The sequence below is a fragment of the Azospirillum baldaniorum genome (assembly GCF_003119195.2).
In the GTDB taxonomy this organism is placed as follows: domain Bacteria; phylum Pseudomonadota; class Alphaproteobacteria; order Azospirillales; family Azospirillaceae; genus Azospirillum; species Azospirillum baldaniorum.
In genome coordinates, this window is the sequence record NZ_CP022256.1 from 49,784 (window position 1) to 75,815 (window position 26,032).

Sequence of the window (26,032 nt, forward strand, 5' to 3'; positions counted from 1 at the left end):
ATTGGGTGTCGCGCTTCCCCGTATCCGCGAACCTCCCGTAAACGCGAACGATGCGACCGGGCGCCCCAGCGATCACCACAGAATGCACGGAGAGTTTCCCTTGAACGAAGTCATCATCGCGGACGCTGGACTTGAGGATCTCGACGGGCTGCTCAGCCGCCGCCATCCCGACGTCCGGGTCATGCTCGTCTCCGCCGCCGACGATGCCCACGCCGTTCTGGCCGAGGCGCTCGCCGCCCGCCCGTCCGCCCTGCATCTGGTCGCCCATGGCGAGCCGGGACGGGTCCTGCTGGGCGCCCAGCCGCTGGACGCGCGGTCGCTGCTCGACCGCTCCTGGCCGGACGCGCGCGGCACCGAGATCCACATCCACGCCTGCCATGCCGGTGCGGGCGAGGCGGGCCGTCTCCTTCTCGATCGTCTGGCCGCCGCCACGGGTGCCGCGGTCGCGGCCTCCTCGGGTCTGGTCGGTCCGGCGGCGCAGGGCGCCTCCTGGACGCTTGATCTGAGCACCGCGCCGGTCGGCGCCCCCTCCCCCTTCGCGGCGGTTGAGGGCTGGACCCATGTCCTGGCCGTGACCGGCACCACGACGGCGGGCCCCGACCTGCTGACCAGCGATGACGAGCCGGATGTGATCGAAGGCGGGGCCGGCAACGATACGCTGATTGGCGGTGGCGGAAACGACACGCTGATCGGCGGTGCGGGGGCCGACGTTCTGAACGGCGGGGCCGGCTTCGACGAAGCGTCCTACGAGACCGCGACCTCCGGCCTCGTGCTGGACTTGCTGAACCCGGGCAACAGCACGGGCGACGCCGCGGGCGACACCTTCATCGACATTGAGCGCTGGGTCGGCTCCAACTTCGACGACACCATGGTGGCCGGGAACGACCCCGTGTGGTTCTGGGCTCATGACGGCGCCGATCTGGTGACCGGCGGGGCCGGCAACGACACGCTGGAAAGCGGCAACGGCAACGACACCGTCCATGGCGGGGCCGGCAACGACCAGATCTTCGGGCGTGCCGACGACGACATGCTCTATGGCGACGACGGCGACGACCTGCTGGTCGGCGGCGGCGGCAAGGACAGTCTGATGGGCGGGGCCGGCAACGATACGCTGGTCGGCGACTGGGACGCCGACACGATGATCGGCGGCGACGGCGACGACGTCTTCTACAGCGGCGAGCACGGCGACCTGAACGAGGCCGACGTCATCGAGGGTGGGGCCGGCAACGACACCTTCATCATCGCCGCGCAGGGCGATGCCGGAACGGTCTCCTACGACGGCGGCGACGGCACCGACACGCTGCGCATCAGCTCCGACGACGTGACCGATCCGGAAGGCAAGATCACCACGGCGACGCCGCAGATCGACATCTCCGGCATGACCCTGACCAGCGTGGAGAACCTCGATCTGGTCGGCAGCGTCCGCCACACGGTGACGATGACCATCGCCCAGGCCAGCGGTTTCACCAGTGGGGTGACCGGAGCCATGGTGGGCGACGCCTTCACCATCGCCGGCACGGCCATGACCGGGACGGCCACCGCCGGCAACGGCAGCCAACTCACCGCCGGGCAGGTCCAGGCGGAGACGGTGGACGGCGTCACCTTCCTGCGCATCGGCATGGACGCTACGGCGGGCTCCGACGTGACCCTGCGCTTCGTCGGCAGCTTCACCGCCGGGCAGTTCCAACTCAACGGCGACACCGTCACGCTGATCGACGCACCGCCCACCACAACGCCTCCCACGACGGAACCGCCGACGACCACCCCGCCGACGACCGAGCCGCCCACGACGGAACCGCCGACCACGACACCGCCGACGACGGAGCCGCCGACCACCACCCCGCCGGTGGACGACCGCCCCTCCGCCGCCATGCAGCGCATCGTGGACGGCGTGACCGAGGACGTGAAGGCCTACGCCTACGAGGGGCCGGTCTCCACCCTGCAGTGGACCTTCCTGGGCGACTCCCGCAGCGAGGTGCTGGGCGGGTCGGACGGCAACGACTTCATCAACCTGCTGGGCGGCGACGACGCGGCCTGGGGTGGCGCCGGTGACGACGTGCTGGACGGCGGCTCGGGCTCCAACTGGCTGATCGGCGGTTCGGGCAAGGACACCTTCTTCGTCGACGGCCGCGGCACCGAGACCACCTGGTCCACCGTGGTCGACCTGGAGCAGGGCGAGTGGGCCACGATGTGGGGCTACCAGGAGGGCGTCTCCAAGCTCTCCTGGGAAGAGATGGGCGGCGCCGAAGGCTACAAGGGCGCGACGGTCCATTGCGACATCGACGGCAACGGCACCATCGACGCCAGCATGACCTTCACCGGCAAGAGCGTGGGCGCCATGACCACGACGACCGGCACCATGGGCGACCAGAACTACATCGCCTTCATCAACCTGTAAGCTGAGGTCGTGCGAAACGCGCCGGTCCGGGGGATGCCCTCCCCTGGGCCGGCTTTTTCCTGTTGATGCCGGCTGTTGATGCAACGGAGGTGACCGTCAACCTTGACCGATTCGGGCGTCCATCGTATCGGTTGAACACGGCAAGCGCATTCGCTGTGGAGGTTGACGTTGCGTGGCGAAGACATGAGGCTCCTGCGCGAGGAGCGCAAACTTTCACAGCCGGATTTCGCGGCCTGGCTGAACGAGCGGCTGGAGCGGCGCTACGACCGGTCCAAGATTTCCCGGTGGGAAAGCAACAGCGAGAAGATCCCCGACGCGGTGGTCCGCTTCCTGCTGAAGGAGACGGCGGTGGTGGACGGCAAGCATGGCCCGGCCCTGGTCATCTGCCTCGCCAATCAGAAGGGCGGGGTCGGCAAGACCACCTGCACGGTGAACACCGCCAGCATCCTGGCGCGCGAGGGCTACCGGGTGCTCATCATCGACGCCGACCCGCAGGCGAACGCCACGGCGCATCTTGGCATCGACCTGATCGAGTATGAGGAGGGCCGGCGCAAGTCGCTCGCCCACGTGCTGCGGGAGGAGGTCGCCGTCGAAGACATCGTCGTCCCGGTCGGCGACATCGGGCTGGAGATCGCCCCGTCGAGCATCGAGCTGGCGTCGGTCGAGGTGGAGTTGACTGCCGATCCCAGCGGCCCTATGGCCCTGCGGGAACGGCTTCAGGACGCGCGGTCGGCCTATGACTTCATCTTCATCGACTGCCCGCCGAACCTCGGCCAGTGCACCGCCAACGGGCTGGTGGCGTCGGACCTCATCGTCATCCCCTGCCAGACCGAGTATTTGTCTTCCATCGGCGTGAACCATCTGCTGAAGACGATCAACAAGCTGAAGCGGCGCTGCCACCCCAGCCTCGCGGTCCTGGGCATCCTGCCGACCATGCACAACGCCCGCCTGAACCAGCATCAGGTGACGCTGGAACAGCTCCACAGCGCGCTGGGCGGCACGCTGCGCATCTTCCCGCCGGTGCCGCGGGCGACGATCTACGGCGACGCCGCCCTTGCCGGACGCGCCGCCCTGGAGGCGGTGCCGGACGCACCAGGTGCCTCGTCCTACCGGGCGCTCGCCGACGCCATCGTCGTGGAGCGGCGCAAGCGCGTGGAGGTGGCCAATGTCGCGTAAACTCGGAACCGGGAACCTCGCCCGGCTGAACGCCATGAGCCGCGGCGCCCTCGCCGTCTTCGCGGAGCCCGAACAGGGCGTCCGCCTCGTCTATCCCGACGTGGATTGGATCGAGGCCAACCCCGACCAACCACGCCGCCGCTTCGACGAGGCGGAGCTGGCCGCCCTGACGGACTCCATCCGCAAATACGGCCTGCAGCAGCCGATCGGCGTGCGCGAGCTGGGGCCGAGCCGCTTCCAGCTCGTCTTCGGGGAGCGGCGCCTGCGCGCTGTGCGCGCGCTCGGACAGCAGACGGTCCCCTGCATCCTGGTGCCGGACGGCATCGACACCGCCGAGGTGGCGGTGATCGAGAATGTCCTGCGCGCTGACCTGACCCCCTTCGAAGAAGCCGACGCCTTCGTGGCTCTGGTGGAGAAGCACGGCTACTCCCATGCCGACCTCGGCCAGATCATGGGGCGCGACAAGGCGGAGATCACCCGGACCCTCGGCCTGACCCGGATCGCCCCGGCGGTGCGGGAACGCTACGAGAATGCCGCGAGGAAGGTCGCCCGCTACAAGCTCTACCAGATTGCGGCGCTCGACGACGCGGCGGCGCAGATGAGCCTGCTGGACAGCCTGGCCAATGATCAGCCGCTGCCCGAACCCCGGGAGACCGGCACGGGGTCAGCGCCGGCGCGCGACGAGCCGGAGGTGGTGTTGAGCGCCTTCAGCCTGCGCGTCTCCCGCAACATCCTGCGCACGCGCGAAGCTCTCCAGGCTTTCCAGGAGAAGCCGAAGCGGCTGGAGGAGGTGGATCGCGAGGTTCTGCGCGACCTCCGCCGCTCCATCGACGCCATTCTGGACGGCGGGAAGGGCTGACCCGGATCGGTGAGAATTCTCACCGGTCCCTTTTTTCCGCACCCTTTTCCTCACACGGGGCGGTGAGAATTCTCACCGCCCCGTCTCGAAGGCTCGGACAAAGAAAAAGGCCCCTTCCCGCATGCGCAGGAAAGGGCCTTTTTTCTTTGTTCGTGCCTCAGTGGGCAGCGTTACCGCCGTTTTCGAAGGAGGGGGCTTCGAGGCCGGAGGCTTCGAGCTGGGCGACGACCATGCTCTTGAGGCGCTCCAGGCCGTCCTGGGTGGAGGACTCCGCGCGGGCGACCAGGACGTCCTGGGTGTTGGAGGCGCGCAGCAGCCACCAGCCGTCGGGGGTCTGGACGCGCACGCCGTCGATGTCGTTGACCTGGGCGCCCTCGGCCTTGAGGCGCTCCTTGACCTCGCGGACGACCTGGAACTTGCGCTCCTCGTCGGCCTGGAAGCGGGTCTCCGGGGTGTTGATCACCTCGGGCAGGCGGTCGCGCAGCGCCGCCAGCGGGCCGCCGGAGCGGCTGACCTGGCCGATCAGGCGCACCGCGCAGTAGAGCGCGTCGTCGAAGCCGTACCATTTGTCGGCGAAGAAGATGTGGCCGGACATCTCGCCGGCCAGCGGCGAGCCGGTCTCGGCCATCTTGGCCTTGAGCAGGGAGTGGCCGGTCTTCCACATCAGCGGCTGGCCGCCGAGCCGGGCGATCTCGTCGAACAGCGTCTGGCTGGCCTTGACGTCGGCGATGATGGTGGCGCCGGGGTGGCTCTTCAGCACGTCGGCGGCGTAGATCGCCACCAGCTGGTCGCCCCAGACGACGCGGCCGAGATGGTCGATGGCGCCGATGCGGTCGCCGTCGCCGTCGAAGCCGATGCCGATGTCGCAGCCGTGCTCGGCGACCGCCTTCTTCAGGTCGACGAGGTTCTTCTCGACGGTGGGGTCGGGGTGGTGGTTGGGGAAGTCGCCGTCGATGGCGTCGAACAGCAGGATGTGCTCGCCGGGCAGCGTGGCGGTCAGGCGGCGCAGGATCTCGCCGGTGGCGCCGTTGCCGGCGTCCCAGGCGATCTTGAGGTCGCGCACGCCGTCGTAGTCCTTGAGCAGGCGGGCGACGTAGGCGTCCTGGACGTCGACGCGCTCGGCGCTGCCGGCGCCGGTGGCGTAGTCGCCGGCGGCGGCGATGGCGCCGAGCTCCTGGATCATCGCGCCGTAGACCGGCCCCTTGCCGAGCATCATCTTGATGCCGTTGTACTCCGGCGGGTTGTGCGAGCCGGTGATCATGATGCCGCCGTCGGCCTCGCGGTCGCGGGTGGCGAAGTAGAGCATGGGGGTGGGGCCGAGCCCGATGCGCGTCACCCGCAGGCCGGTGGAGACCAGCCCGTCGACCAGCGCCTCCTCCAGTTCCGGCGAGCTGTGCCGCCCGTCATAGCCGATGCAGGCGGTCGTGCCGCCCTTGCGCACGATCATCGTCCCGAAGGCGCGGCCCACCGCGCGCGCGTCCGCGGTCGTGAGCGTCGTGCCGACGATGCCGCGGATGTCGTACTCGCGCAGCAATGTCGGATGGAAGGTGTGGGGCTCGCCCATGTTCTCGACTGACCTCCGTGGGGCAGGATGGTTTTTCAGGCCTTCGCAGACGGTGCCGCGGGCCGCCCGATGGAGCTGTAGGCGAAGCCGGCGGCCGCCATGTCCTCGGGATTGTAGACGTTGCGCAGATCCACCATGACCGGCCGCTTCAGCAGGGCCTTGGCCCGCTTCAGGTCCAGCGCGCGGAACTCGTTCCACTCCGTCAGGATGACCACGCAATCGGCTCCTTCCAAGGCGCCATAGGCGTCCTGCGCCCACACCACACCGGGCAGAAGCTTCCCGGCCTCGTGCATGCCAGCCGGGTCGAAGGCGCGCACGGTGGCGCCGGCGGTCTGCAGCGCCGGCACGATGTCCAGCGACGGAGCGTCGCGCATGTCGTCGGTGTTGGGTTTGAAGGTGACTCCCAGCACGCCGACGGTCTTCCCCTCCACCGATCCGCCGCAGGCGGCGACGATGCGTCCGGCCATCGCCTTCTTGCGGGTGTCGTTGATCTCCACCACCGTTTCGATGATGCGCAGCGGGCTGCCGACCTGCTGGGCGGTGCGCACCAGAGCCAGCGTGTCCTTGGGGAAGCAGGAACCGCCGTAACCCGGTCCGGGGTGCAGGAACTTCTTGCCGATGCGCCCGTCGAGGCCGATCCCGCGGGCCACGTCATGCACGTTGGCGCCCACCTTCTCGCACAGGTCGGCGATTTCGTTGATGAAGGTGATTTTGGCGGCGAGGAAGGTGTTGGCGGCGTACTTGGTCAGCTCCGCCGTTTCCAGCGCTGTCAGGACGATCGGCGTCTCGATCAGGTAGAGCGGGCGGTACAGCCGGCGCATGACGTCGGCGGCGCGCTCGGAAGACGTGCCGATGACCACGCGGTCGGGGCGCATGAAGTCGCCGATGGCCGAGCCTTCGCGCAGGAACTCGGGGTTGCTCGCCACGTCGAAGTCAGCGTTGGGGTTGGTGCGGCGGATGATCGCCTCCACCTCGCGTCCCGTTCCGACCGGCACGGTCGACTTGTTGACCACCACTGTGTAATGGTCGAGGTTGGCGGCGATCTCCTCGGCGGCGGCGTAGACGTAGGAGAGATCGGCGTGACCGTCGCCGCGGCGGGTCGGCGTGCCCACGGCGATGAAGACGGCGTCCGCACCGGCCATCGCCTCCTTCAGGTCGAGCGTGAAGGACAGCCGGCCGGCGGCGACGTTGCGCGCCACCAGATCGTCCAGGCCCGGCTCGTAGATCGGAATCTCGCCGCGCTTCAGGTGTTCGATTTTCCCTGCGTCCTTGTCCACGCAGACGACGTGCACGCCGAACTCCGAAAAACAGGCGCCGGACACCAATCCGACATAGCCCGTACCGATCATCGCGATGCGCATGAAAGTTCCTTTGCTGAAAGCCACGCGCCTTTGCCCGTCTCCGGCCGGGAGGCGGTTCCTGGCGTTCAAACGCCACAGGTTGCGTTTCGGGTCGCTGCTCTGGTGAATCCGTCCGGTTGCGGATTGCCGGGGAGGTCTCGAGGAGTGGCGTTCATCGGACGGCGCGAAGCCGGCCCGTGGAGCGCCAGCCCGTCGGATGCTGGCTCATGGAACAGCGGGCGGGGCGGGGCCGGACCGGAGAAAGGGCTGCATACCCGTCCTGTCGGCGTGGTCCGGCCTTCCCGAGGCAACCCCGGTTCCGGGACGGCTCAGATCGCCTGGAGGTAGGCGGGGTCGAGGGCGCCGTGGCGGAACGGGATCCAGTCCTTGTGGTCGGCCCGGTACTGCAGGCCGTAGGGGTTCTTGAAGAAGATCTTCTGAAGCGGCTGTCCGCCTTCGGCGCGGGTGCGCTCGAGATCGATGAGGGGCGAGGCGGCGAACACCTTCTCCCACAGCTCACCATTGTCCACGTCGCGGCCCGCGTTCTTCACGTAGTCGCGCGCGGTGTCGCTCAGTTGCCAGGCCTCTTCGACCATCGCGTAATAGTCCACAGTACCCTCGGCCATGACCCTGCTCCGAAGCGTTCGAGATGACGCTTGGCATAGCGCATTTTTGGAAGGGAGAAAACCTCCGAGCAAGCACACCCCGAGCGACAGGCCAGGGGCATCACGGCGGATTGCGGCTTGGCAGGCCCAGCGTTTCGGCCAGGGCACCGACGACCCGGTCCACGTCGGAGTCGGCCATGGCCGGGTACAGGGGCAGCGAGAGGGTCCGGGCATAGTGCGCATCGGCGCCGGGCAGGGAGAGACGGCCGCAACGCTTTTGCCAGTAGGGCTGGCGGTGGACCGGGATGTAGTGGACCTGGCTGCCGATGCCCCGCGCCCGCAGATCGGCCATGACCTGCGCCCGGGTCCGTCCGGCGGCGGCGAAGTCGATGCGGACGGCGCAGAGATGCCAAGCCGGTCGGCACCAGGGAACGCGGGCCGCCGGCCGGACCAGTGGGGCCAGCGGGGCCAGCCGCTCCGCATAGAGATCCATCAGGTGCCGGCGCCGTTCCACGAAGCACTCCAACCGGGCGAGCTGGCTGAGGGCGAGTGCGGAGTGGATGTCGGTCAGACGGTAATTGAAGCCAGGCTCCGCCATCTCATAGTACCAGGGGTTGGCGGTCCCGTCGGCGGCGAAAGCGGCTCCATGGTCTTCGAACTCCGCCGGCTCCCGCTCCATGCCATGGTTGCGGAAGCGGCGCAGCCGGGCGGCAAGTTCCGCATCGTTGGTGGTCACGGCCCCTCCCTCGCCCGCCGCGATGGTCTTTACGGGGTGGAAGGAGAAGGCGGTGAGCGTGCCGAAGGCGCCGGAACCGACCGGCAGGGGCGGGCCGTCCGGCGTCACGTCCACGCTGCCGATGGCGTGGCAGGCGTCCTCGATGACGGCCAGCCCGTGTCGGGCGGCGAGCGTGCCGAGCCCGGCCATGTCTGCGGTCTGGCCGGCGAAGTGCACGGGCGCCAGAGCGCGCACCCGCCAGCCGGCGCGGGCGGCCCGCTCCATCGCCGCTTCCGCCTGCTCCGGTCCCATCAGGCCGGTTTCGGGATCGACATCGGCGAAGGCGACCTCCGCCCCCACGTAGCGGGCGGCGTTGGCGGTGGCGAGGAAGGTGACGGAGGGCACCACCACCGCGTCGCCGGGGCCGAGCCCCAGCGCGAGGGTGGCCAGATGCAGGGCGGCGGTCCCGTTGGCGCAGGACACCGCATGGTCCGCGCCGGTGCGCTCGCACAGCGCGCGCTCGAACGCCTCCACCGTCGGCCCCTGGGTCAGCCAGTCGCCGCGCAGGACCGCGGTCACCGCGTCGATGTCGGCCTGATCGACGTCCTGGCGCCCGTAGGGCAGAAAGGGCAGCGGCGGCCGGGACACCGGTTCGCCCATCACGGCGCTTCCGCGAGAAGCCGCATCAGCCGCGCGCCGTCCAGCCAGTCCCCGTTGGTGTCGCTGGCGTAGCGGAAGCCGTCGGCGACCGGCTTGGCGCCCAGCCGCTGATAGGGCTCGTGCGTCCAGAAGGCGAAGGCCGGCTCGATGACGAAGCGGTCCGGCAGTTCGAAGGTCTGGCGGGAATCGTCCTCGGTGATCATCACCTCGTGCAGCTTCTCGCCGGGGCGGATGCCGACCTGCTTGTGCGGCAGATGCGGAGCCATCGCGCGGGCCAGATCGGTGATGCGCATGCTGGGGATCTTGGGCACGAAGATCTCCCCGCCCTGCATCATCGCGATGCAGGAGACGACGAAGTCCACCCCGTGCTGCAGCGTGATCCAGAAGCGGGTCATCCGGTCGTCGGTGACCGGCAGGGACTCCGCCCCTTCCGCGATCATCCGGCGGAACAGGGGGATCACCGACCCGCGGGACCCCACCACATTGCCGTAGCGCACCACCGAGAAGCGCGTGCCGAGCGAGCCGGACAGGTTGTTGGCGGCGATGAAGATCTTGTCCGAGGCCAGCTTGCTGGCGCCGTAGAGGTTGACCGGGTTGGCCGCCTTGTCGGTGGACAGGGCGATCACCCGCTTCACGCCGGTGTTCAGCGCGGCCCGCACCACGTTTTCCGCCCCATAGACGTTGGTGTGGATGCATTCCATGGGATTGTATTCGGCGGCGGGCACATGCTTCAGCGCCGCGGCGTGCACGCACACGTCCACTTCGCGCATGGCCAGTTCCAGCCGCTCGCGGTCACGCACGTCGCCGATGAAGAAGCGCAGCGTGGACGCCCAATCGGGCCCGAGCTGCTGCTGCATCTCGTACTGCTTGAACTCGTCACGGGAGAAAACGATGACCCGGCGCGGGCTGGCGTGGCGCAGCACCGTCTCCACGAAACGCTTTCCGAAGGACCCGCTTCCCCCGGTCACCAGGATCGACTGGCCGTTCAGCATGCCGAAGCCGGGGAGCAGCGCCTCGGTCGGCGATTCGTTCGGACGGTCAAACTGCTGCATGGTCAAGGGCGTCCGCGCTTCGTGGTTCATTCAGGCCGGTTCGATCGACCTTAGCCCGAGACCCCTAGCAGTGGGTTAACATTCCAGCAAGGAATCCGCGGCTTCCACGCGCAGGGATGGTGCGGCGGCACGCTGCCGCAGCCCGTTTTCCACGCGTCCGGCGATGAGGAGAGAAAGACTTCGTGATACTGGAGCGGGCGAAGGGATTCGAACCCTCGACCCCAACCTTGGCAAGGTTGTGCTCTACCCCTGAGCTACGCCCGCGCCGCTCCAACGAAGGAGGCAGGGAGATACCCCACGCGCCCGGCGGAACGCAAGCCTCCTGTTTGGCTTGCGCTGAGATTTTTCTCTTCGGACGTCCCCATCCGCCTTCCTGGCGCATCGGAAGGAGACGTTAGGCTTAAAGTTATAACCCGCTCAATGCTGTTGACTTCCCTGCATCGACTGTGGAAATTTCCTCTCACAAAACAAAGGCCTTGAGGTCTGGGGAGGAAACCAAAAACATCATGATGCTCTAAGAGCATTCGTCTGCCGCGCCGACCTCGTGTCCGGACGCGGCTTTTTTTTGCCTATCGCCATTCTTTTGCCAACAGCCGGTAATACCACTCCAGGCAATGGCAGGCGGGACTTGGCCCCGCCCGCTGTTCCGCAGCGCTTCGCGTCACAGGGCGATGCCGCCGGCCTCCAGGTAGGGTTCCAGGGTCAGCGCCTGGACCGTCGTTCGCCCGGCACGGAGCTGTTCGCGCAAGCCCTCCTCCATCCGTTCGCGTTCCGCCGCCTTGGCGAGCGTGGCCGCAGCCTCGGCCTGGGGCACCACCACCACCCCGTCGTCGTCGCCGACCAGAATGTCGCCCGGCATGACCATCACGCCGCCGCAGACGATGGGGGTGTTCACGTCGCCCGTGGGCTGGGTCTTCGTGGTGCCCTTCATGCTGGTTCCCCGGCAGAAGACGGGAAAGCCCATGTTGCGGATGGCCGCGGCGTCGCGCACGCAGCCGTCGATGACCAGCCCGGCCAAGCCCCGTTGGATCGCTGCCTCGGTCAGCACGTCGCCCCAGGGGCCGGCCTCGGTCATGCCCTTGAAGTCGACCACCAGCACGTCGCCCGGACGGGTCAGCGCCATGGCGGCGTGGATCATCAGATTGTCGGTGGGACCGCCGGACACGGTCACCGCGGTGCCGAACAGCGTCATGCCCTGATAAAGCGGCTTGATCGGAAAGGACATCGCGCCCTTCTTGCCCATCGCTTCGTGCAGCGTGGCCGGGGACTGGCCGCGGAAGGCGGCGACCAGGTCGGGGGCGGGACGGGGGAACTCTTTGACGACGGTCATCGCACAGGCACCTTTCACGGCGTGAAGGCCGCCGGCCTTTGGAAGAAGGGGCGGGCGGGGATAGGAAGGCGTTTGGGATTCAATCGTCCTTGAAGGCTTCGTCCCGGCGGCGGCGCACCGATGGCATCACCATCAGGATCAGGAGCAGGGCGGCGGTGGCCAGCAGGCTGCCGCTGATCGGGCGGGTGGCGAAGACGGTGGGGTCGCCGCCCGACAGCAGCAGGGCGCGGCCCAGATTCTCCTCCAGCATCGGCCCCAGCACGAAGCCCAGCATCAAGGGCGCCGGCTCGCAGTCCAGCTTGCGCAGCGCGTAGCCCAGGACGCCGAACAGAGCCATCAGCAGCACGTTGAAGCCGCTGTTGTTCAGCGTGTAGGTGCCGATGCAGCAGAAGACCAGGATGGCCGGGAACAGATAGCCGTAGGGCACCCGCAGCAGCCGCACCCACAGCCCGATCATCGGCAGGTTCAGGATCACCAGGATCACGTTGCCGATCAGCATGCTGGCGATCATGCCCCAGAACAGCTCCGGCTGCTTCGCCATGATCTGCGGCCCCGGCGTGATGCCGTGGATGGTCATGGCGCCGATCATCAGGGCCATGATGGCGTTGGGCGGGATGCCCAGGCTCAGCATCGGGATGAAGCAGGCCTGCGAGGCGGCGTTGTTTGCGGCTTCCGGTGCCGCCACCCCCTCGATGGCGCCGTGGCCGAAGCGCTCCGGGTGGCGGGACACCTTCTTCTCCAGCGAATAGGCGGCGAAGGAGCCGAGCGTGGCGCCGCCGCCGGGCAGAATGCCCAGCAGCGCCCCCATCACCGTCCCGCGCACCGTCGCCGGCCAGGCCTGGCGGACGTCCTCGCGCTTCGGCCACAGGCTGGCGATGCGAGCGGTGGTCTGCCCGGCGCCGCCGGTCTGCTCCAGGCTGGAGATGATCTCGGCCAGCCCGAACAGGCCCATGGCGAGCGGAACGAAGTCGATGCCGTCGTAGAGCTGCGGCAGGCCGAAGGTGAAGCGCGTGTCGCCGGAATTGACGTCGGTGCCGACCATGCTCAGCAGCAAACCCAGCAGGATCATCGCGATGGCCTTCACCACCGATCCATGGGCCAGCGTCACCGCCCCGATCAGGCCCAGCAGCATCAGCGACACATATTCCGCCGGCCCGAAGGCAAGCGCCACCCCGGCCAGCGGCGGGCCGGCCACGGCGATCAGGATGGTGGTGACGATCCCGGCGAACAGCGAGGCGAGCGCCGCCGTGGCGAGCGCCACCCCGGCCCGGCCCTGCCGGGCCATGGCATGACCGTCCAGGCAAGTGACGACGGATGAGGACTCGCCTGGCAGGTTCACCAGGATGGCCGTCGCCGACCCGCCGTACTGCGAACCGTAGAAGATGCCCGCCAGCATGATGAGCGCGCCGACCGGCGGCAGATAGAAGGTCAACGGCAGAAGCATCGCCACCGTGGCGGTCGGTCCCAGACCGGGGAGCACGCCGATCAGCGTGCCGATCAGCGCCCCGCCGAAGCAGAGCAGCAGGTTGTCCGGTGACAGCGAAACCGACAGGCCGAGCAGCAGGTTGCCGAGCAGGTCCATCATGGCCACACCCGCAGCGGCAGTCCCAGGCCCCAGACGAACAGCGCGACGCAGCCCGCCGCCAGGGCACCGCCCAGCAGCAGCAGGGGAACCGGACGGAGCGGTTGGCCGGCCAGATTGCCCAGTCCGACCAGAATGAGCACCGCGGGCACCAACCCCAGAGTCTCCACCGTTCCGGCGAAGGCCAGCACCGCCGCGGTCACCCAGATCAGCGGGCGCCATCCCCAGGACGGCCACGCGGCGCCATGGGTCAGCAGGGCCCGCCCGGTCACCAGGGCGCCGGCCAGAACCATGAGCATGCCGATCATCCGCGGAAAGAAACCGGACTGCACAGAGGCGAGCGTGCCGGTCGGCCAGTCGCGTCCCAGCCACAAGGCGCCGATCCCGAAGGCGGCGATCAGCAACCCGGCCGCCAGATCCAACGGCGCCCGTACCGGGGCGTGACCGCCGGAGGCCTTGCGGTCTTGGAACGCGCCGTCCGGCGTGCCTCGCGGTGCTGTTGATGGGCCGTGGAGCGGGGTGGGCACGGAAGAGGTCGAACGAAGATCGGGGAAGGGCAGGCTCGGCATGAGATTCCGGCTTTCGGTGGACGGCTTTCGGTCGGCGGTTGTCGACGGCGGCGTGTTATTGGAGGGGATTCCGTTATGAGCTTTTGCAAATATAAAGGTAAAATTTGACCGTATGCTGTTATCCTGCGTTGTTTATCCATCCTACCAATATTCCTATAGAGAGCAAGTCCGTCAGAATGACCCATTTTGAAGAGTCAAAATTGCGCATGCATCAATAACTTAAGATTGTATCGTTGAGTTAGTTAAGTTGTTCTGGTTGATGCAGCCTTCCAGGTGGCGTGGTTCGGTGGCTTCGGTGGCGGGGTGTCTGTGCTTCCCGTCCCGGCAGCATCACCCCTCGGCCAGGGCAGCCGGGTTTGAACCGCCTTGATCGCGTCTCCCCGATTGCGCCGTTGCCCTCACGGCCGTGGGCCGCTACCCATGCTGCGTGGCCATAAAGCGGGTCACCATCAAGGAGATTGAAGAATGACGCGCCGTCTGCGCCCATGGACCGTTCTGGAAAGCCGTGAACTGCTTGACGCAGACCCGTTCCTGAAAGTCCATGTGGAGACGGTCGCCCTTCCCGATGGCCGGATCATCCCGGATTACTATCAGTTTGACATGCCGTCTTTTGCCTGCATCTTCGCTGAGACGGAGGATGGGCATGTCATCGTCTACCGGCAGTACCGGCACGGGCCGCGGCGGGTGAATCTGACGTTTCCCGGCGGCCATCTGTCGACGGGCGAGGACCCGCTCGAGGCCGCCCAGCGTGAACTGTTGGAGGAAACCGGCTTCGTCTCGGACCGCTGGACGTCGCTGGGCGGCTACACGGTCAACGCCAATCAGGGCGGCGCCGTCTCGCACATGTTCCATGCGGTCGGCTGCCGCCGGGTGGCCGATCCCCTGTCCGATGATCTCGAGGAAACCGAGATCCTGTTCATGACGCGGCAGGAACTGCTGGCGGCCGTCGGGCACGGCGAGATCGCTTTGCTCACCCAGATCGCCCTGGTCAGCATGGTCTGGCAGAACGACATCCGGACGGCGCTCGCCAGCCAGACGCCGTGATGCAGTGTGTCTGAGCTTAAGCTTAAGCTTATCTCTATTGATGTTTCTCAAAAAATAGGTATGTCTTCGGAATACATGGCTTGTTTACGAGCCGTTAATCAAATCGGCCCATAAATGGCTTCACCAAGTTCTCTTGGTTTCCTCCCTCCCAGAACTAGGCTGCGCCTCACCGGCTGCAGCCTTTTCTTTTTCCGGCATCATGGCTGCAGAGGCGGCGGGGCCAACTGGGGAAGAAAAGAAATATTTTCAGCGGAGACCATCCGCCGGGGGCTTGACCTTTGCTGCGATGCAGCATAAATTGAATCCCGGATGCCCTTTGGGCGTTTCCTCCCTAGACTTGAAGGCCGCGCCGCTCTGGCTGCGGCCTTTTTCTTGGCCCCGGCTCGTGGATGTCCGCCCGGCGCCCACGCGATCGTCTCTCGCGGCGCGGTAGCGCCCGTGATATGCAAGCCGGACCATAGAAGCCCTGTTCGTCGAACCGAAGGCCCGCACCATGGCCGAGCGCCGCACGCCCTCCCTGTCCACCCTCCGCAACCTCGGGCGGGGGCTGCTCGTCCTGCTTCTGCTCGGTGGAGCCGGGGCTTGGTGGGCATGGCATGGCGCCTTCGGGATGGACGCGCTCCAGGACATTCTGCGCCATCACCCCGCGGCACCAGTCCTGTTCCTGTTCCTGCACATCCTGGCCAGCCTGCTGTTCTTCCCGCGCTCCGTCATGGCGATGGTCGCCGGGCTGGTCTTCGGCGTCTGGTGGGGTGGGGTGCTGGCGGCGGCGGGCAGTGTGATCGGCGCCTCCACCGGCTTCCTGCTGACCCGCTACGTCTGCGACGGGCTGGTTCCGGCTCTGGACCGGGCGCGCTGGGGCGACGTCCTGCGCCGGCTGGAGACCGGCGGCTGGCGCGCCGTCGCCATGCTGCGGCTGGTTCCCGTGCTGCCGCACAGCGGGGTGAACTACGCGCTCGGCCTGACGCGGGTGCGGCTCGGCGCCTACGCCTTCGGGTCGCTGGTCGGGCAGTTGCCGATGACTGTGGCCTTCGTGCAGTTCGGCGCCGCCGGCGACCACGCTCTGGCCGGCAAGCCGGATTGGATCGCGCCGACCGTCATCGGGCTCAGCCTGCTGATCCTGTCGGTTCTGCTGCCGAAGGTCGGGCCGAAGCTGCGCGAGAAGTTCGGCGCCGGGCGCGCCTGACGGTCAGGTTTCATCAAGACGTCCGGTTGGCGGCCCTTGCGGAGGCATCATGAACATCGTCTTCATCCACCAGAACATGCCGGGCCAGTACAAGCATCTGGCCGCCCGTCTGGCCGCCGATCCGGCGAACCGCGTCGTCTTCATCACCAAGCGCACCGACCGGGACATTCCGAACGTTCGCCGCCTGTCCTACCAGCCCAGCCGAAAGGCGCGGGAGAACGCGCATCCCTATCTGGTGTCCACGGAGAACGCGGTGCTGCACGGGCAGGCCGCGGCCCGGCTGCTGATGGGCCTGCGCGAGGAGGGCTTCCGTCCCGACGTCATCGTCGGCCATCCGGGTTGGGGCGAGACGCTGTTCGTCAAGGACGTGTTCCCCAACACCCCCTACCTGAATTACTGCGAGTTCTTCTACCGCGCCCAGGGGCTGGACGTCGGCTTCGACCCGTCGGTCCCGGTCAATGCGGACACGGTGCTGCGGCTGCGCATGCGCAGCACGCCGCTGCTGCTCGCCCTGGAGGCCTGCGACCGCGGCATCGCCCCGACCGAGTGGCAGCGCAACTCCCATCCGGCGCCGTTCCACCCGAAGATCGAGGTCATCCACGACGGGGTGGACACCGCGCAGCTCCTGCCCGATCCGGACATCCGCGTCACCCTCGCCGACGGCACGGTGCTGACGCGCGAGGACGAGGTGCTGACCTACGCCGTGCGCAACCTGGAGCCCTACCGCGGCTTCCCCAGCTTCATGCGCGCCCTGCCGCGCATCCTGGAGGCGCGGCCGAAGGCCCATGTGCTGATCGCCGGCGGCGACGAGGTCAGTTACGGTTCGGCGCCCCCCGGCGGGAAGAGCTGGCGGGAAACCATGCTGGCCGAGGTGCCGCTGGACCCGGCGCGCGTCCATTTCCTGGGGCACCTTCCCTACGACCAGTATCTGTCGGTTCTGCGGCTGTCGCGGGCGCATGTCTACCTGACCTATCCCTTCGTCCTGTCCTGGTCGATGGTGGAATCCATGGCGCTCGGCTGCGTGGTGATCGGCTCCGACACCGCGCCGGTGCGGGAGGTCATCCGGCACGGCGAGAACGGGCTGCTGGCCGATTTCTTCTCCCCCGACGACATCGCCGCCAAGGCCGTCGCGGTGCTGCAGGACCCCGGCGCCTTCGCCCCGCTGGTCCGCGCCGCGCGGGAGACCGCGGTCGAGCGGTTCGACCTGTCCCGTTGTCTGGAACGCCAGATCGCGCTGATCCGCGCGATGGCCTGAGTCGGGGAAAGCCCCCACTCCAAGAGGCAATATTTTCCCGGCGGGTGGGCAGAAGCCGCCGCCCATGGGGAGGTTTTTGCCGAGCGCGTGAGCCGAAAATGGTTTTTTTGCGCCCGCGAAACGCGAGGCCCGCACCGAGGGCGGCGACGGGGGACTCCCCGGCGTTTGTTTGATTTTGAGATAATTTCCAAACGAAGGCCTGGGAACGTCGGGTTCAGGGCGCGGGGTATGGCATGACCCTTGCGATGGTGTGGGTACCAATCCGGCGAACCCGAACACGAGTGCCTGCCATGTCCATGACCGCAGTCCAGCCGATGGCGGCTGCCTCGGCGACCGCCCTGGAGGCGGATGACGCCCTCTTGCAGTCCAAGTCTCCGCGCCGCGGCGGCTTCGCCTGGGAAGCCGTGAAGACCCTGATCGCCGTCGCCGTCTTCGCCGCGATGCTGCTGCCGGTGGCCTTTCCGTCGAAGGCGAGCCCGCAGGGCCGGCTTCAGCAGGCGTCCTCGGAGGACATGGCGCCGCCCGTCGTGAAGGCCGTGGCGAAGGCCGACGGACAGAAGGCCGTCCGCAAGCCGGTGGCGAGCAACTGAATTTCTGAAGGCGCACGCTGCACGAAAGGCGTCCGGTGACGGCACCGGACGCCTTCGTCGTTCTCTGACGGAGCGGGGCCGCTCAGAGCGGGCGAGCGCCCGTGCGGATGCCGGTGCGGATGATGGTGCCGACATGCTCGCCGCGCAGCGCGGCGGTCAGGCGGCCCGGAACCAGCCCGTTCACGACCTGCACGCGCTCCAGGTGGCGGGCGTTCGCCATCACCTCCAGCAGCGCGCCGTCCAGCGGCAGCGTGCCGTCCCGCTTGGCCAGTTCGGTGGCGGTGGTCTCGCGCAGCAGCTCCGCCGTTCCGCCCTCGGGGCCGTTCGGGTCGGCGCTGTAGATGCCGTCCACATCCTCCACGATGGTCAGCCCGGCGGCGCCCAGGGCGTCGGCCAGCAGGAAGGCCCCGGTGTCGGCCCGGTGCTGCGGAATGCGCGAGCCGGGGAACTCGTGGTGATGGTAGGGCGGGAAGGCGCTGCCCACCACCGCTCGGGCGGCCGACAGATGGACCGCCAACTGGTTCGCGATGGTACCGTGCTCGACGTAGGACACGCCGTCCGGCGAGAGCAGCGCGGCCAGGATGTGGCCGTTCTGCCCGGCTTCCGTCGCGGCGAGCGGGGCGAGCGAGCCGACCGGAAGGCCGAGATCCAGCCCGACGCTGTAGAGATGGCGGGCGCGGATGCCGGCGCCGGTCAGGATCAGCAGCCGATGCTCCGGCAGGACGCTGCGGATCTCCTCGACGATCGGCAGGATCGCTTCGTGGCCGCGGTCCATGATCGACCGCCCGCCGATCTTCACGACCTGGAGCCAGGGCAGCAGGCGGATCGGGCGGACGCCGGCGACCGGGGCGGTCAGGCTGCCGTCGAGAAGGGTCTGGCGCGCGAGCGGCGAGGCCACATGCTTGATGCTGTTGGCATGCTTCTTGTGCTGGGTATCGGACATGGCGTGTGGTCCTTCAGCGCGCGGTGATGATGGTGCCGACATGCTCGCCGGCGAGCGCGCGGGTCAGGTTGCCGGGGACGAGGCCGTTGACGACCTGCACTTCGCGGACGTGGCGGGCGTTTTTCAGCAGGTCGAGCACCGGGAATTCCAGGATCGAGTCCTGCAGCCCTTTCGCCTTCATCTCGTCCACCGAGATTTTCGGGATGAAGGTGGCGTTCCTGGAGGTCTTCGGGTTCTCGGTGTAGAGCCCGTTCTCGTCCTTCACGTAGATCATCGCCCGGCAGCCGAACTGCTCGGCCACCAGGAAGCAGCCGGCGTCGGTGCGGTAGGGCGGAATGACGCCCTCGGCGGCGGGGCGCATCCACAGCTTGTAGGGTGGCATGCCGCTGAAGACGACGGCGTTTACTTCGGCCAGGAATAACGGTACCGACGACAGACCGGCGCCATCCACCGCGGAGATGCCGTGCTTGGCAAGGAGTTGGCCAAGCATGGCGGCGTTCTGGTCGGCGACCGAGCCGCCGAGCTGCGAGAGCAGGCCAGCCGGCAGGTTCAGCCCCGCCGCGATCGAGTAGATGTGGCGGGCGCGGGTGCCGGCGCCGGTGCCGATCAGCAGCTTGTGCTCCTTGCGGGCGGCGACGATCTCGTCGACCAGCGGGTAGACGGCGGCGCGGCCGCGGTCGATGACGCTCTGCCCGCCGATCTTGAGCACCGTCGCGTTCGGCAGGATGCGGAAGTCCGCCGCGGCCTCCGCCGCCGCCAGAAGCTGCGCGTCGGTCAGCGACCGCTGCATGAGGAGCGCTTCAAGCTCCGCTGTCGTGCTGGTCATGAGGGGCTGTTCCCTTTCGGTTCAAAGGCATGTCGGTAAGGGGCCGTTTCCTCCCGGTCCGGTCCAGGGGAAAGGGCATCCGCCGGAATCGGCGGAAAGCGGGTGCGATCCCGATCCGTGGATCCCGTAGAACGGCGTATGGAATGCTGACTTTGGTATTAATCGTTGATGGGACCGTGATCTCTTCCCGGTTGCGCGTCAACCCGGAAAATCAAAATACCTTTGTTTTTCATGGCGTTATGAAGAGAGTGGTGATAACGCCGATGAATCCCCGCCTCTGTCGCCCGTTGGATCCGCCGGGGCGTGCCAGTGGGCTCGGCGGCGCATGTTGGGCCAGGATGGGGAAAAGGAGAGGAGCCGGCTACAGGGTGATAAAGGCGATGTAGGGCTCGCTGCCGGCCATACCGGTGGTGACGGTCATGGCGCCCACGGCCTTGCCGGTGAAGGTCATGCTGGCGTCGATGGTGCCGTTGCCGTCGATGTCGCAGCGGACGGTGGCGCCCTTGTAGCCTTCGGCGCCGCCCATCTCCTCCCAGGTCAGCCGGGACTGTCCGGGCACGAAGCCCCAGAGGGTTGCCCACTCGCCACGCTCCAGATCGACGATGGTGGACCAGGTGACCTCGCCCCCGCGCCCATCCACGAAGAAGGTGTCGTGGCCCGGCCCGCCGATCAGCCAGTTGGAGCCGGAGCCGCCGTCCAGCACGTCGTCACCGGCCCCGCCCGACGCGGCGTCGTTTCCACCCATCAGGTTGATGAAGTCGTTGCCGTCCGAGCCGCCGACCACCTCGTCCTCGGCGGTTCCCAGGAAGCTCCATTGCAGGGTGGTGACCGGCCCCTCGTAGGCGTAGGCCGCCACCGTCGTCTGCACCCCGTCCACGATCCGGCTGAAAGGCACGGAGGGCCGCGCCGGAGCCGGGTCGGGAAGCGGCGCCGAGACCGACGGGGTGGCCGGCGCCGGCGTCGGAGAGGGGGCGGGCGGGGGGCGGGGGTGCTGTTGTCGGGCTGGGGCACCGGCACCGGGGCGGGCGGCTCGTTGGCCTGGGGATCGGAAGGGGGCAGGGGGGTGGTCCCGCCGCCGTCCTGCGGAGGCGCCGAGCCGTTGCCGGAGACGATGCCCATCAGTGTCCAGGCGAGATCCTGGAGGCCGGCCGTCAGGGCCGGGGACAGCGGCAGCAGGCTGTAATCGTGGTTGTAGGCGTCGGCGAACAGCGGGTCGCCGGTCCGGTCGTTCGCCCCATAGGCGCCGACCTGATGCAGGAAGTTGGCGTCGATGGCGTTCTGCCCCGCCGACAGGATCGTCACGTAGCCGCCGAGCGGCACCGCCCCCGACACGAGGTTGCCGGTGACCGTGTTGTTCGCCGGGATGCCGGCCGCTCCGGCCAGGGGCACCCATTCGATGCGGATGAAGCTCTCGCCGTTGGCGCCCAGCACGCCGATGTTGTTGGTGACGGTGTTGTCGTGGCCGCCATGGATCATGACGGCGGCCCAGGCAGTGTCGCGCAGGAAGTTGTTCCGGACGGTCACGCCGCTGGTCAGGTCGTCCAGATAGATGCCGTAGCCCTTGTAGTCGCGCAGCCACTGGCCGGTGCTGGTGGTGGCGATGCCGCCGGTGTGCTCGACCCGGTTGCCTTCGATCCGCGTGCCGGTGTTCAGGTTCGACCGCCCAAGCAGCTCGATGCCGCCGGAATCCGCCGTCTCCAGCCCCGTGTTGCGGACGCGGTTGTAAAGGATGGCGTTGTTCAGGCTGATCGTCGCGGTGTCCCAGTTCTTGACCGAGATGCCGTAGCGCGAGCTGTGGTCGATGTCGTTGTGGGAGATCACCGTGTCGCTGATCCCCGACGCCATGATGCCGCCGGCGTATTTGCGCACCTCGCCGATGTGTTGGATGCGGTTGCCGGTAACCGTGTTGCCGATCGACTGGCCGGTCAGCGCGATGCCGTTGATGCCCAGATGGTCCAGGTAATTGCCGCTGACCAGATTGCGGTCCGACCCCTGGGTCAGCCGGATGCCGGTGCCGACATTCACGAAGCCGTTGCCGGCGATGGTGTTGACGTCGCCGTTGACGACGTCGAGCGCGTTGCCGTCCGTCGTCGTGTTGGTGAAGGTCAGCCCTTGGACCGTCACCCCGTTGGCGCCGTTCAGCCGCAGCAGCGTGCCGAGCCGGGCGACCTCCACCCCGGTCCCGGTGAAGTCCTCCCCCGCCTTGATGACCAGCCGCCCGTCCGCGGCGCGGTAGGCGAACTCCCCGACCTGATCGACGTGGGCGCTGTTGCCCAGCAGCTTGAAGGTCGAGCCGTCGCGCATGGTGAAGGGCGCGTCGGCGGTGAAGGTCAGGGTGCGTGTCACCGTGTCGATGCCAGCGACGGTCAGGATCGCGTCCTGGAGCCGCTCGGTGTCGAAGACCTGGACCCGGCTGCCGGGCACAAGATCAGCGGTGGTGACGTCGCCCGCGCGGTAGCGCAGCGCGTTCTTGCTGGCGCCATAGGCGCTCGCGTCGGCGACGAACCAGCCGGTGGTCGGGTCCTGCGGGTCGTAGGCGCCCTTGGAGGCCAGGCGGTAGCGCACGCCGTCGACGGTGACGTCCAGCCCCGGCGCCGCGGACAGAGGCGCCGACCAGACGCCGTTGCCCTCATAGGTGAAGCCGGTGACCCGCTCGCCGCCGCTGAGGACCGCCTGCTCACCCGGATAGCCGAGGATGCGGACGCCGCTGTCCGACGCGCCGAGGCTGAGCGTGCCCGTCAGATTGTAGGAGCCCTCGCGGACGTAGGTGGTCTTGACGGTGCCGGCGCGCATGGCCGCCTGCGCCCGCTCCAGGCTGGCGAAGGGGCCGTCGGTGCCCTCGGCGTTCGGCGCGGCCAGCCGCCCGGACCAGGCGTCGTTGCCGTTCTTCGCCACGTAGAAGGCGTCGCCCTGCGGAGCCGAGGCGTCCGACGCGCTGCCCTGGAACACGGGGGCGGCGACTGCCAGGGTGACGGAGCCGTCGTTGGACGGCGCCGGGGGGAGCACGGTCTTGCCGTTCACCGTCACGGCGCCGAGCGCCAGAGCGCCGGCCGGTGTCCCGTCCACCGGCAGGATCCGCACCGTGTGGGCGATGGACGGGTCCAGGGTGACGCCGAAGATGAAGCGCTCGGCGGTGCCGGACGCGGCCTCCGCCTCCCCAACCAGCGTGCCGTCCACCAGGACCTTGAAGCGCACCGGCCCGGTGGCGGACGCGCCGCGCGCCGCCTCGACGGTGATGGGGATGGGCCGGGTGATGACCTCCTCCGGCTTGGGCGGCGGGCGGACCAGAGGGCCGCCGAACATCTCCTCGCCCAGACCGAAGGACAGCAGTCCGCCCCAATAGAGCCCGACCTGGCCGGGAACCACGTCCTTCCCGTCCACCGCACCCTTGTCGTAGGTGGCCCGCGCGTCGGTGGATTTGACCTCCTGCCCGTCGACGAGGATGGAGCCGACGAAGAGGTTGCGGTCCACCCCGTTCACCATCCCGTCGTTGTCGTACCAGATCGAAATCCGGTGGGCCTGATCGGGATCGACCGTGGCGGTGAAGCGGTAGGGCGTGCTGGAGGTGGCGGCGACCCACGCCTCGCCGATCATCACGCCGTCGACCAGCAGCCGGAAATGCGGCGCTTGGCCGGCGGACACGCCCCAGGCGTTCACGACGATCGGGATGTCGATGGTCCGTTGCGGGGACGTGGACATGCGGGGTCCTGGAGCCTGCGGGCGGGGAAACCGCCCGTCCCGAGGGTTGCGGAATGCTCCCTCGCGCTCCAAAACTGGCATACCACTATCGATTGGGTGTGTGACATTGGTCCCAGAATGGCCACAGCCGGGACACTGGTCACAGCCCATGCGGGAAGGCTTGCCGGGGCTCGCGGAGCGGCGGTAGATAGCGGTGCCCCTCCGCCTCCCGCCCCCCTACGCCGAGCCATTCATGACCCTGCCGCCGACCTTCGACGCGGATGCCCTCGCCCGCTACGCGGCGGCGGACGTGATTTTCCTGGCCCAGGACGGCTTCCGACAGCCCTCCGCGCGGGTGCGCTGCTACAACTTCGCCAAGGCGCTGCGCCAGCAGGGGCTGCGGGCGGAGGTGCTGTCCTTCTTCGACCATCTGGGCGCCGCCGATCAGGCCGGCGCCCTCTCCACCATCCCCGAGGAGGAGAAGATCCGCCTGAACCTGGAGGCCCACCGGGTGCTGGCGAGCAACCCGCGGGCGGTCCTCTATGTGCAGAAGGTGGGCTACCACACGCTGGCTGCGGCCCTGGCGGCGGAGCGCGGCGGCAACCGGATCGTGCTCGACTACGACGACTACGAGCTGGACATGCAGCCCTTCCGCCGGCTGGAGCCCTGGTTCCCCAGTCTGCGCCCCGACCAGCTCTTCCACACGGTGGCCAACCGGGCCGGGGCCTGCGTCGCGGCCAGCCACCGGCTGGAAACGCTGTTGGCTCCGCTGAACCCGAACACGCACCTGATCCACACGGTGGCCGATCAGGACCTGTTCACCGCGGACGGGCGGAACGCGCCGCGCCGCCGCTTCGGGGACCGGGTCAACATCCTCTATTCCGGCGACTTCTGGGGCGACATCCCCATGAAGGACGTGCTGTTCGCGGTGGACGCCTTCACGCTGGTTCCCCGCGCCGTGCGCGACCGCGCCTGTTTTCACATCATCGGCTTCGGGCGGGCCTGGGAAGAGTTGAAGCGCCGCCTGAGGGAGCGGTTTCCGGACCTGCCCAACCTCGAACTGCACGAGTTCATTCCGCCCACCGAGATCCCCGCCGTGCTGCGGGAGATGGACATCGGCGTGCTGCCCTATTCGGCCAACGAGTTCAATGTCGCCAAGAGCCCGACCAAGATGTTCGAGTTCCTGCTGGCCAAGGTGGCGGTCTGCGCCACGCCGGTGGGCGAGGTGACGCACTGCCTGGAAAACGGCGTGTCCGGCCTGCTGGCCGAGGGGATGGAGGGCTACTCCGCGGCGCTTGCCCGACTGATCGGCGACGACGCCTTCCGTCGGGACGTGGCCGAGGCCGCCCACCGGGTGGCGATGGAGCGTTTTTCCCTCCAGGGCATCGCTCCGCGGCTGGCCGCCGTCGTCCGCGGCCTGCTGGAACCGCAGGAGCGGGCGGAGGCCCCGCCCGTGACGACACTGGAGGATTTCCTGGCCGCCCGCCTTGCCCGGCCGGTCCCGCCGGCCCCGCGCGAGGTGCATCTGATGCGCCGCGACCTGGAAGCCTTGCTGGCCACCGAGGACCTGGAGGGTGCCGACCCGCGCCGCTGGAGCGGACCGCTGGTCGCTGCCCTCGACTGGCCCGGCCTGACCAGCGTGGAGCGGGTGGCGCCGGACCGCGTGGCCGCCCTGAAGGCCGCGGCGGCGCGCCACCGCAACGCCGCCCGGCTGCGCCCGGAGATCCTCCTGCCGGTACAGGAACGCCCCCCCGGCCCCCCGGCGCTCAGCAAGCTCGCCGCGGCGGAGGATTGGGATGACCCATCCTGGCGGCCGTGGGCAGTGCGGGTGCGGACCAACGTCTCGACCTTTCAGGCCCCCTACATCGATGACGCCGACGCGGAGCGTCGCCGCGATGAGGACGCCCGCAACAACATCGACAATTTCTTCAAGCGCAGCCGCGGCACCTGGGAGCGCGCGCAGTTCCTCTACGGCCTCGACCGGCTGGGGCTTCTGGAACAGAGCCCCCGCGCCCTGGTGCTGAGCGCCGAGGTGGACGGCTTCTACCTCATGCTGACCGAACTGGCGCGGTGCGTCGGGGTGGTCGATGTCGGGCCGGGGGCGGCGGCCCACGCGGAGCGGGTGGCGCGCGGCGATCGCGACCCCTGGCTCGCCAAGCCGCGCCGCTTCCATCGCGACCGCATCGTGATCCACCATGGCGCACCGGGGGCGGATCTGTTCGCCGACGCGCTGTGGGACATCGCTGTCCTGCCCCAGAACACGCTGCCGCGCTTGGTGGCGGAGGGAAAGGCGGCGGCGCTTCTGACCTGGATCGACCGGCGTCTGGCCCCGGGCGGAGTTCTGGCCTTTTCGGCGGAGATCCGGCTGAACGGGCGTCCGGGCGTACCGGGGCTCACCCCGCGTCAGGCCGAGGGCCTGGGAGACGCCTTGTCGGATACCGGGCTGGAGTTACCGGGGGCGGTGGACCTGTCGCTCAGCGACGCCACGCTCGACCGGTTCGTGACGACCGGCGCGCCGGGTTCCGGGAACCCGAACTTCGCCGCCCGCACCGGCGAGGCCCTGCACATCACCGCCGTCTGGTTCGTCAGCAAGCGGGCCGATATCCCGGACGGCGGGTGGGAGAGGCTGGCCGGGTTCCTGGCCTGACCGGCCTCTCCGT

At 68.4% G+C, this 26,032-nt stretch carries 20 protein-coding genes and 1 tRNA gene; 8 read left to right on the plus strand and 13 right to left on the minus strand.

The features are described 5' to 3' along the window. Nucleotides 1-100 precede the first annotated feature (100 nt). From Sp245p_RS36340 to Sp245p_RS26320, 3 genes are all read left to right on the plus strand, one after another. A complete protein-coding gene (locus tag Sp245p_RS36340) occupies nt 101-2,398 on the plus strand; it encodes a DUF4347 domain-containing protein (protein ID WP_014200332.1) in 2,298 nt (765 codons plus the stop codon). 183 nt (nt 2,399-2,581) lie between these two features. Further along, on the plus strand, nt 2,582-3,574 hold the full coding sequence (locus Sp245p_RS26315) for an AAA family ATPase (RefSeq protein ID WP_014200331.1): 993 nt from the start codon (nt 2,582-2,584) through the stop codon (nt 3,572-3,574). Next, on the plus strand, nt 3,564-4,433 hold the full coding sequence (locus tag Sp245p_RS26320) for a ParB/RepB/Spo0J family partition protein (RefSeq protein ID WP_014200330.1): 870 nt from the start codon (nt 3,564-3,566) through the stop codon (nt 4,431-4,433). The genes Sp245p_RS26315 and Sp245p_RS26320 overlap by 11 nt, the downstream gene beginning before the upstream one ends. Before the next feature lie 157 nt (nt 4,434-4,590). Here the strand turns inward: Sp245p_RS26320 and pgmG are convergent, their stop codons facing one another. The 9 genes from pgmG to Sp245p_RS26365 all read right to left on the minus strand — a co-directional run bounded on the left by pgmG (nt 4,591) and on the right by Sp245p_RS26365 (nt 13,808). Continuing rightward, complete coding sequence (gene pgmG, locus Sp245p_RS26325; protein ID WP_014200329.1) at nt 4,591-5,997, minus strand: phosphoglucomutase/phosphomannomutase PgmG; 1,407 nt, start codon at nt 5,995-5,997, stop codon at nt 4,591-4,593. 35 nt (nt 5,998-6,032) lie between these two features. Continuing rightward, on the minus strand, nt 6,033-7,358 hold the full coding sequence (locus Sp245p_RS26330) for a UDP-glucose dehydrogenase family protein (RefSeq protein ID WP_014200328.1): 1,326 nt from the start codon (nt 7,356-7,358) through the stop codon (nt 6,033-6,035). A 308-nt stretch (nt 7,359-7,666) separates the two neighbouring features. Continuing rightward, entirely contained in the window at nt 7,667-7,963 is a 297-nt protein-coding gene (locus Sp245p_RS26335) for a hypothetical protein (RefSeq protein WP_014200327.1), read from the minus strand. A gap of 100 nt (nt 7,964-8,063) precedes the next feature. After that, nucleotides 8,064-9,317, minus strand: a complete 1,254-nt coding sequence (pseC, locus tag Sp245p_RS26340) for a UDP-4-amino-4,6-dideoxy-N-acetyl-beta-L-altrosamine transaminase (RefSeq protein ID WP_014200326.1) — start codon at nt 9,315-9,317, stop codon at nt 8,064-8,066. After that, nucleotides 9,317-10,309, minus strand: a complete 993-nt coding sequence (gene pseB, locus Sp245p_RS26345) for a UDP-N-acetylglucosamine 4,6-dehydratase (inverting) (protein WP_041814898.1) — start codon at nt 10,307-10,309, stop codon at nt 9,317-9,319. The genes pseC and pseB overlap by 1 nt, the downstream gene beginning before the upstream one ends. 249 nt (nt 10,310-10,558) lie before the next feature. Further along, nucleotides 10,559-10,633: transfer RNA gene (locus Sp245p_RS26350), tRNA-Gly, on the minus strand. Nucleotides 10,634-11,030: 397 nt separating this feature from the next. After that, nucleotides 11,031-11,699: a 4-carboxy-4-hydroxy-2-oxoadipate aldolase/oxaloacetate decarboxylase gene (locus tag Sp245p_RS26355; protein ID WP_014200323.1), complete on the minus strand. Its 669-nt coding sequence runs from the start codon at nt 11,697-11,699 to the stop codon at nt 11,031-11,033. Between the two features lie 79 nt (nt 11,700-11,778). Beyond that, nucleotides 11,779-13,281: a tripartite tricarboxylate transporter permease gene (locus tag Sp245p_RS26360; RefSeq protein WP_041814897.1), complete on the minus strand. Its 1,503-nt coding sequence runs from the start codon at nt 13,279-13,281 to the stop codon at nt 11,779-11,781. Continuing rightward, on the minus strand, nt 13,281-13,808 hold the full coding sequence (locus Sp245p_RS26365) for a tripartite tricarboxylate transporter TctB family protein (protein WP_246119816.1): 528 nt from the start codon (nt 13,806-13,808) through the stop codon (nt 13,281-13,283). Before Sp245p_RS26365 ends, Sp245p_RS26360 begins: the two co-directional genes overlap by 1 nt. Nucleotides 13,809-14,315: 507 nt before the next feature. Between Sp245p_RS26365 and Sp245p_RS26370 the strand changes: the two genes are divergently transcribed. The 4 genes from Sp245p_RS26370 (at nt 14,316) to Sp245p_RS26385 (ending at nt 17,925) form a co-directional block, all read left to right on the plus strand. After that, nucleotides 14,316-14,894 (plus strand): NUDIX hydrolase, encoded by a 579-nt coding sequence (locus Sp245p_RS26370; protein ID WP_014200320.1) that lies wholly within the window; start codon nt 14,316-14,318, stop codon nt 14,892-14,894. A 493-nt stretch (nt 14,895-15,387) separates the two neighbouring features. After that, nucleotides 15,388-16,080 carry a TVP38/TMEM64 family protein gene (locus Sp245p_RS26375; protein ID WP_014200319.1) on the plus strand — a complete coding sequence of 231 codons (693 nt, stop codon included), beginning with the start codon at nt 15,388-15,390 and terminating at the stop codon, nt 16,078-16,080. A gap of 49 nt (nt 16,081-16,129) precedes the next feature. Continuing rightward, nucleotides 16,130-17,335, plus strand: a complete 1,206-nt coding sequence (locus Sp245p_RS26380; RefSeq protein ID WP_014200318.1) for a glycosyltransferase family 4 protein — start codon at nt 16,130-16,132, stop codon at nt 17,333-17,335. Between the two features lie 290 nt (nt 17,336-17,625). Beyond that, nucleotides 17,626-17,925: a hypothetical protein gene (locus Sp245p_RS26385; RefSeq protein ID WP_014200317.1), complete on the plus strand. Its 300-nt coding sequence runs from the start codon at nt 17,626-17,628 to the stop codon at nt 17,923-17,925. Nucleotides 17,926-18,007: 82 nt separating this feature from the next. Here the strand turns inward: Sp245p_RS26385 and Sp245p_RS26390 are convergent, their stop codons facing one another. The 4 genes from Sp245p_RS26390 to Sp245p_RS26400 form a co-directional block, all read right to left on the minus strand. Further along, complete coding sequence (locus tag Sp245p_RS26390) at nt 18,008-18,868, minus strand: amino acid kinase family protein (protein WP_014200316.1); 861 nt, start codon at nt 18,866-18,868, stop codon at nt 18,008-18,010. A 13-nt stretch (nt 18,869-18,881) separates the two neighbouring features. After that, on the minus strand, nt 18,882-19,694 hold the full coding sequence (locus tag Sp245p_RS26395; RefSeq protein WP_041814848.1) for an amino acid kinase family protein: 813 nt from the start codon (nt 19,692-19,694) through the stop codon (nt 18,882-18,884). Between the two features lie 361 nt (nt 19,695-20,055). Continuing rightward, on the minus strand, nt 20,056-20,550 hold the full coding sequence (locus Sp245p_RS36590) for a calcium-binding protein (protein WP_109139049.1): 495 nt from the start codon (nt 20,548-20,550) through the stop codon (nt 20,056-20,058). Further along, complete coding sequence (locus tag Sp245p_RS26400) at nt 20,439-23,393, minus strand: carbohydrate-binding domain-containing protein (RefSeq protein ID WP_165360004.1); 2,955 nt, start codon at nt 23,391-23,393, stop codon at nt 20,439-20,441. The genes Sp245p_RS36590 and Sp245p_RS26400 overlap by 112 nt, the downstream gene beginning before the upstream one ends. 232 nt (nt 23,394-23,625) lie before the next feature. On the opposite strand from Sp245p_RS26400, the gene Sp245p_RS26405 reads away from it, so the two are divergent. Beyond that, nucleotides 23,626-26,019, plus strand: coding sequence for a glycosyltransferase (locus tag Sp245p_RS26405; RefSeq protein WP_041814847.1), 2,394 nt, complete (start codon nt 23,626-23,628; stop codon nt 26,017-26,019). The last annotated feature ends 13 nt before the right edge of the window (nt 26,020-26,032 follow it).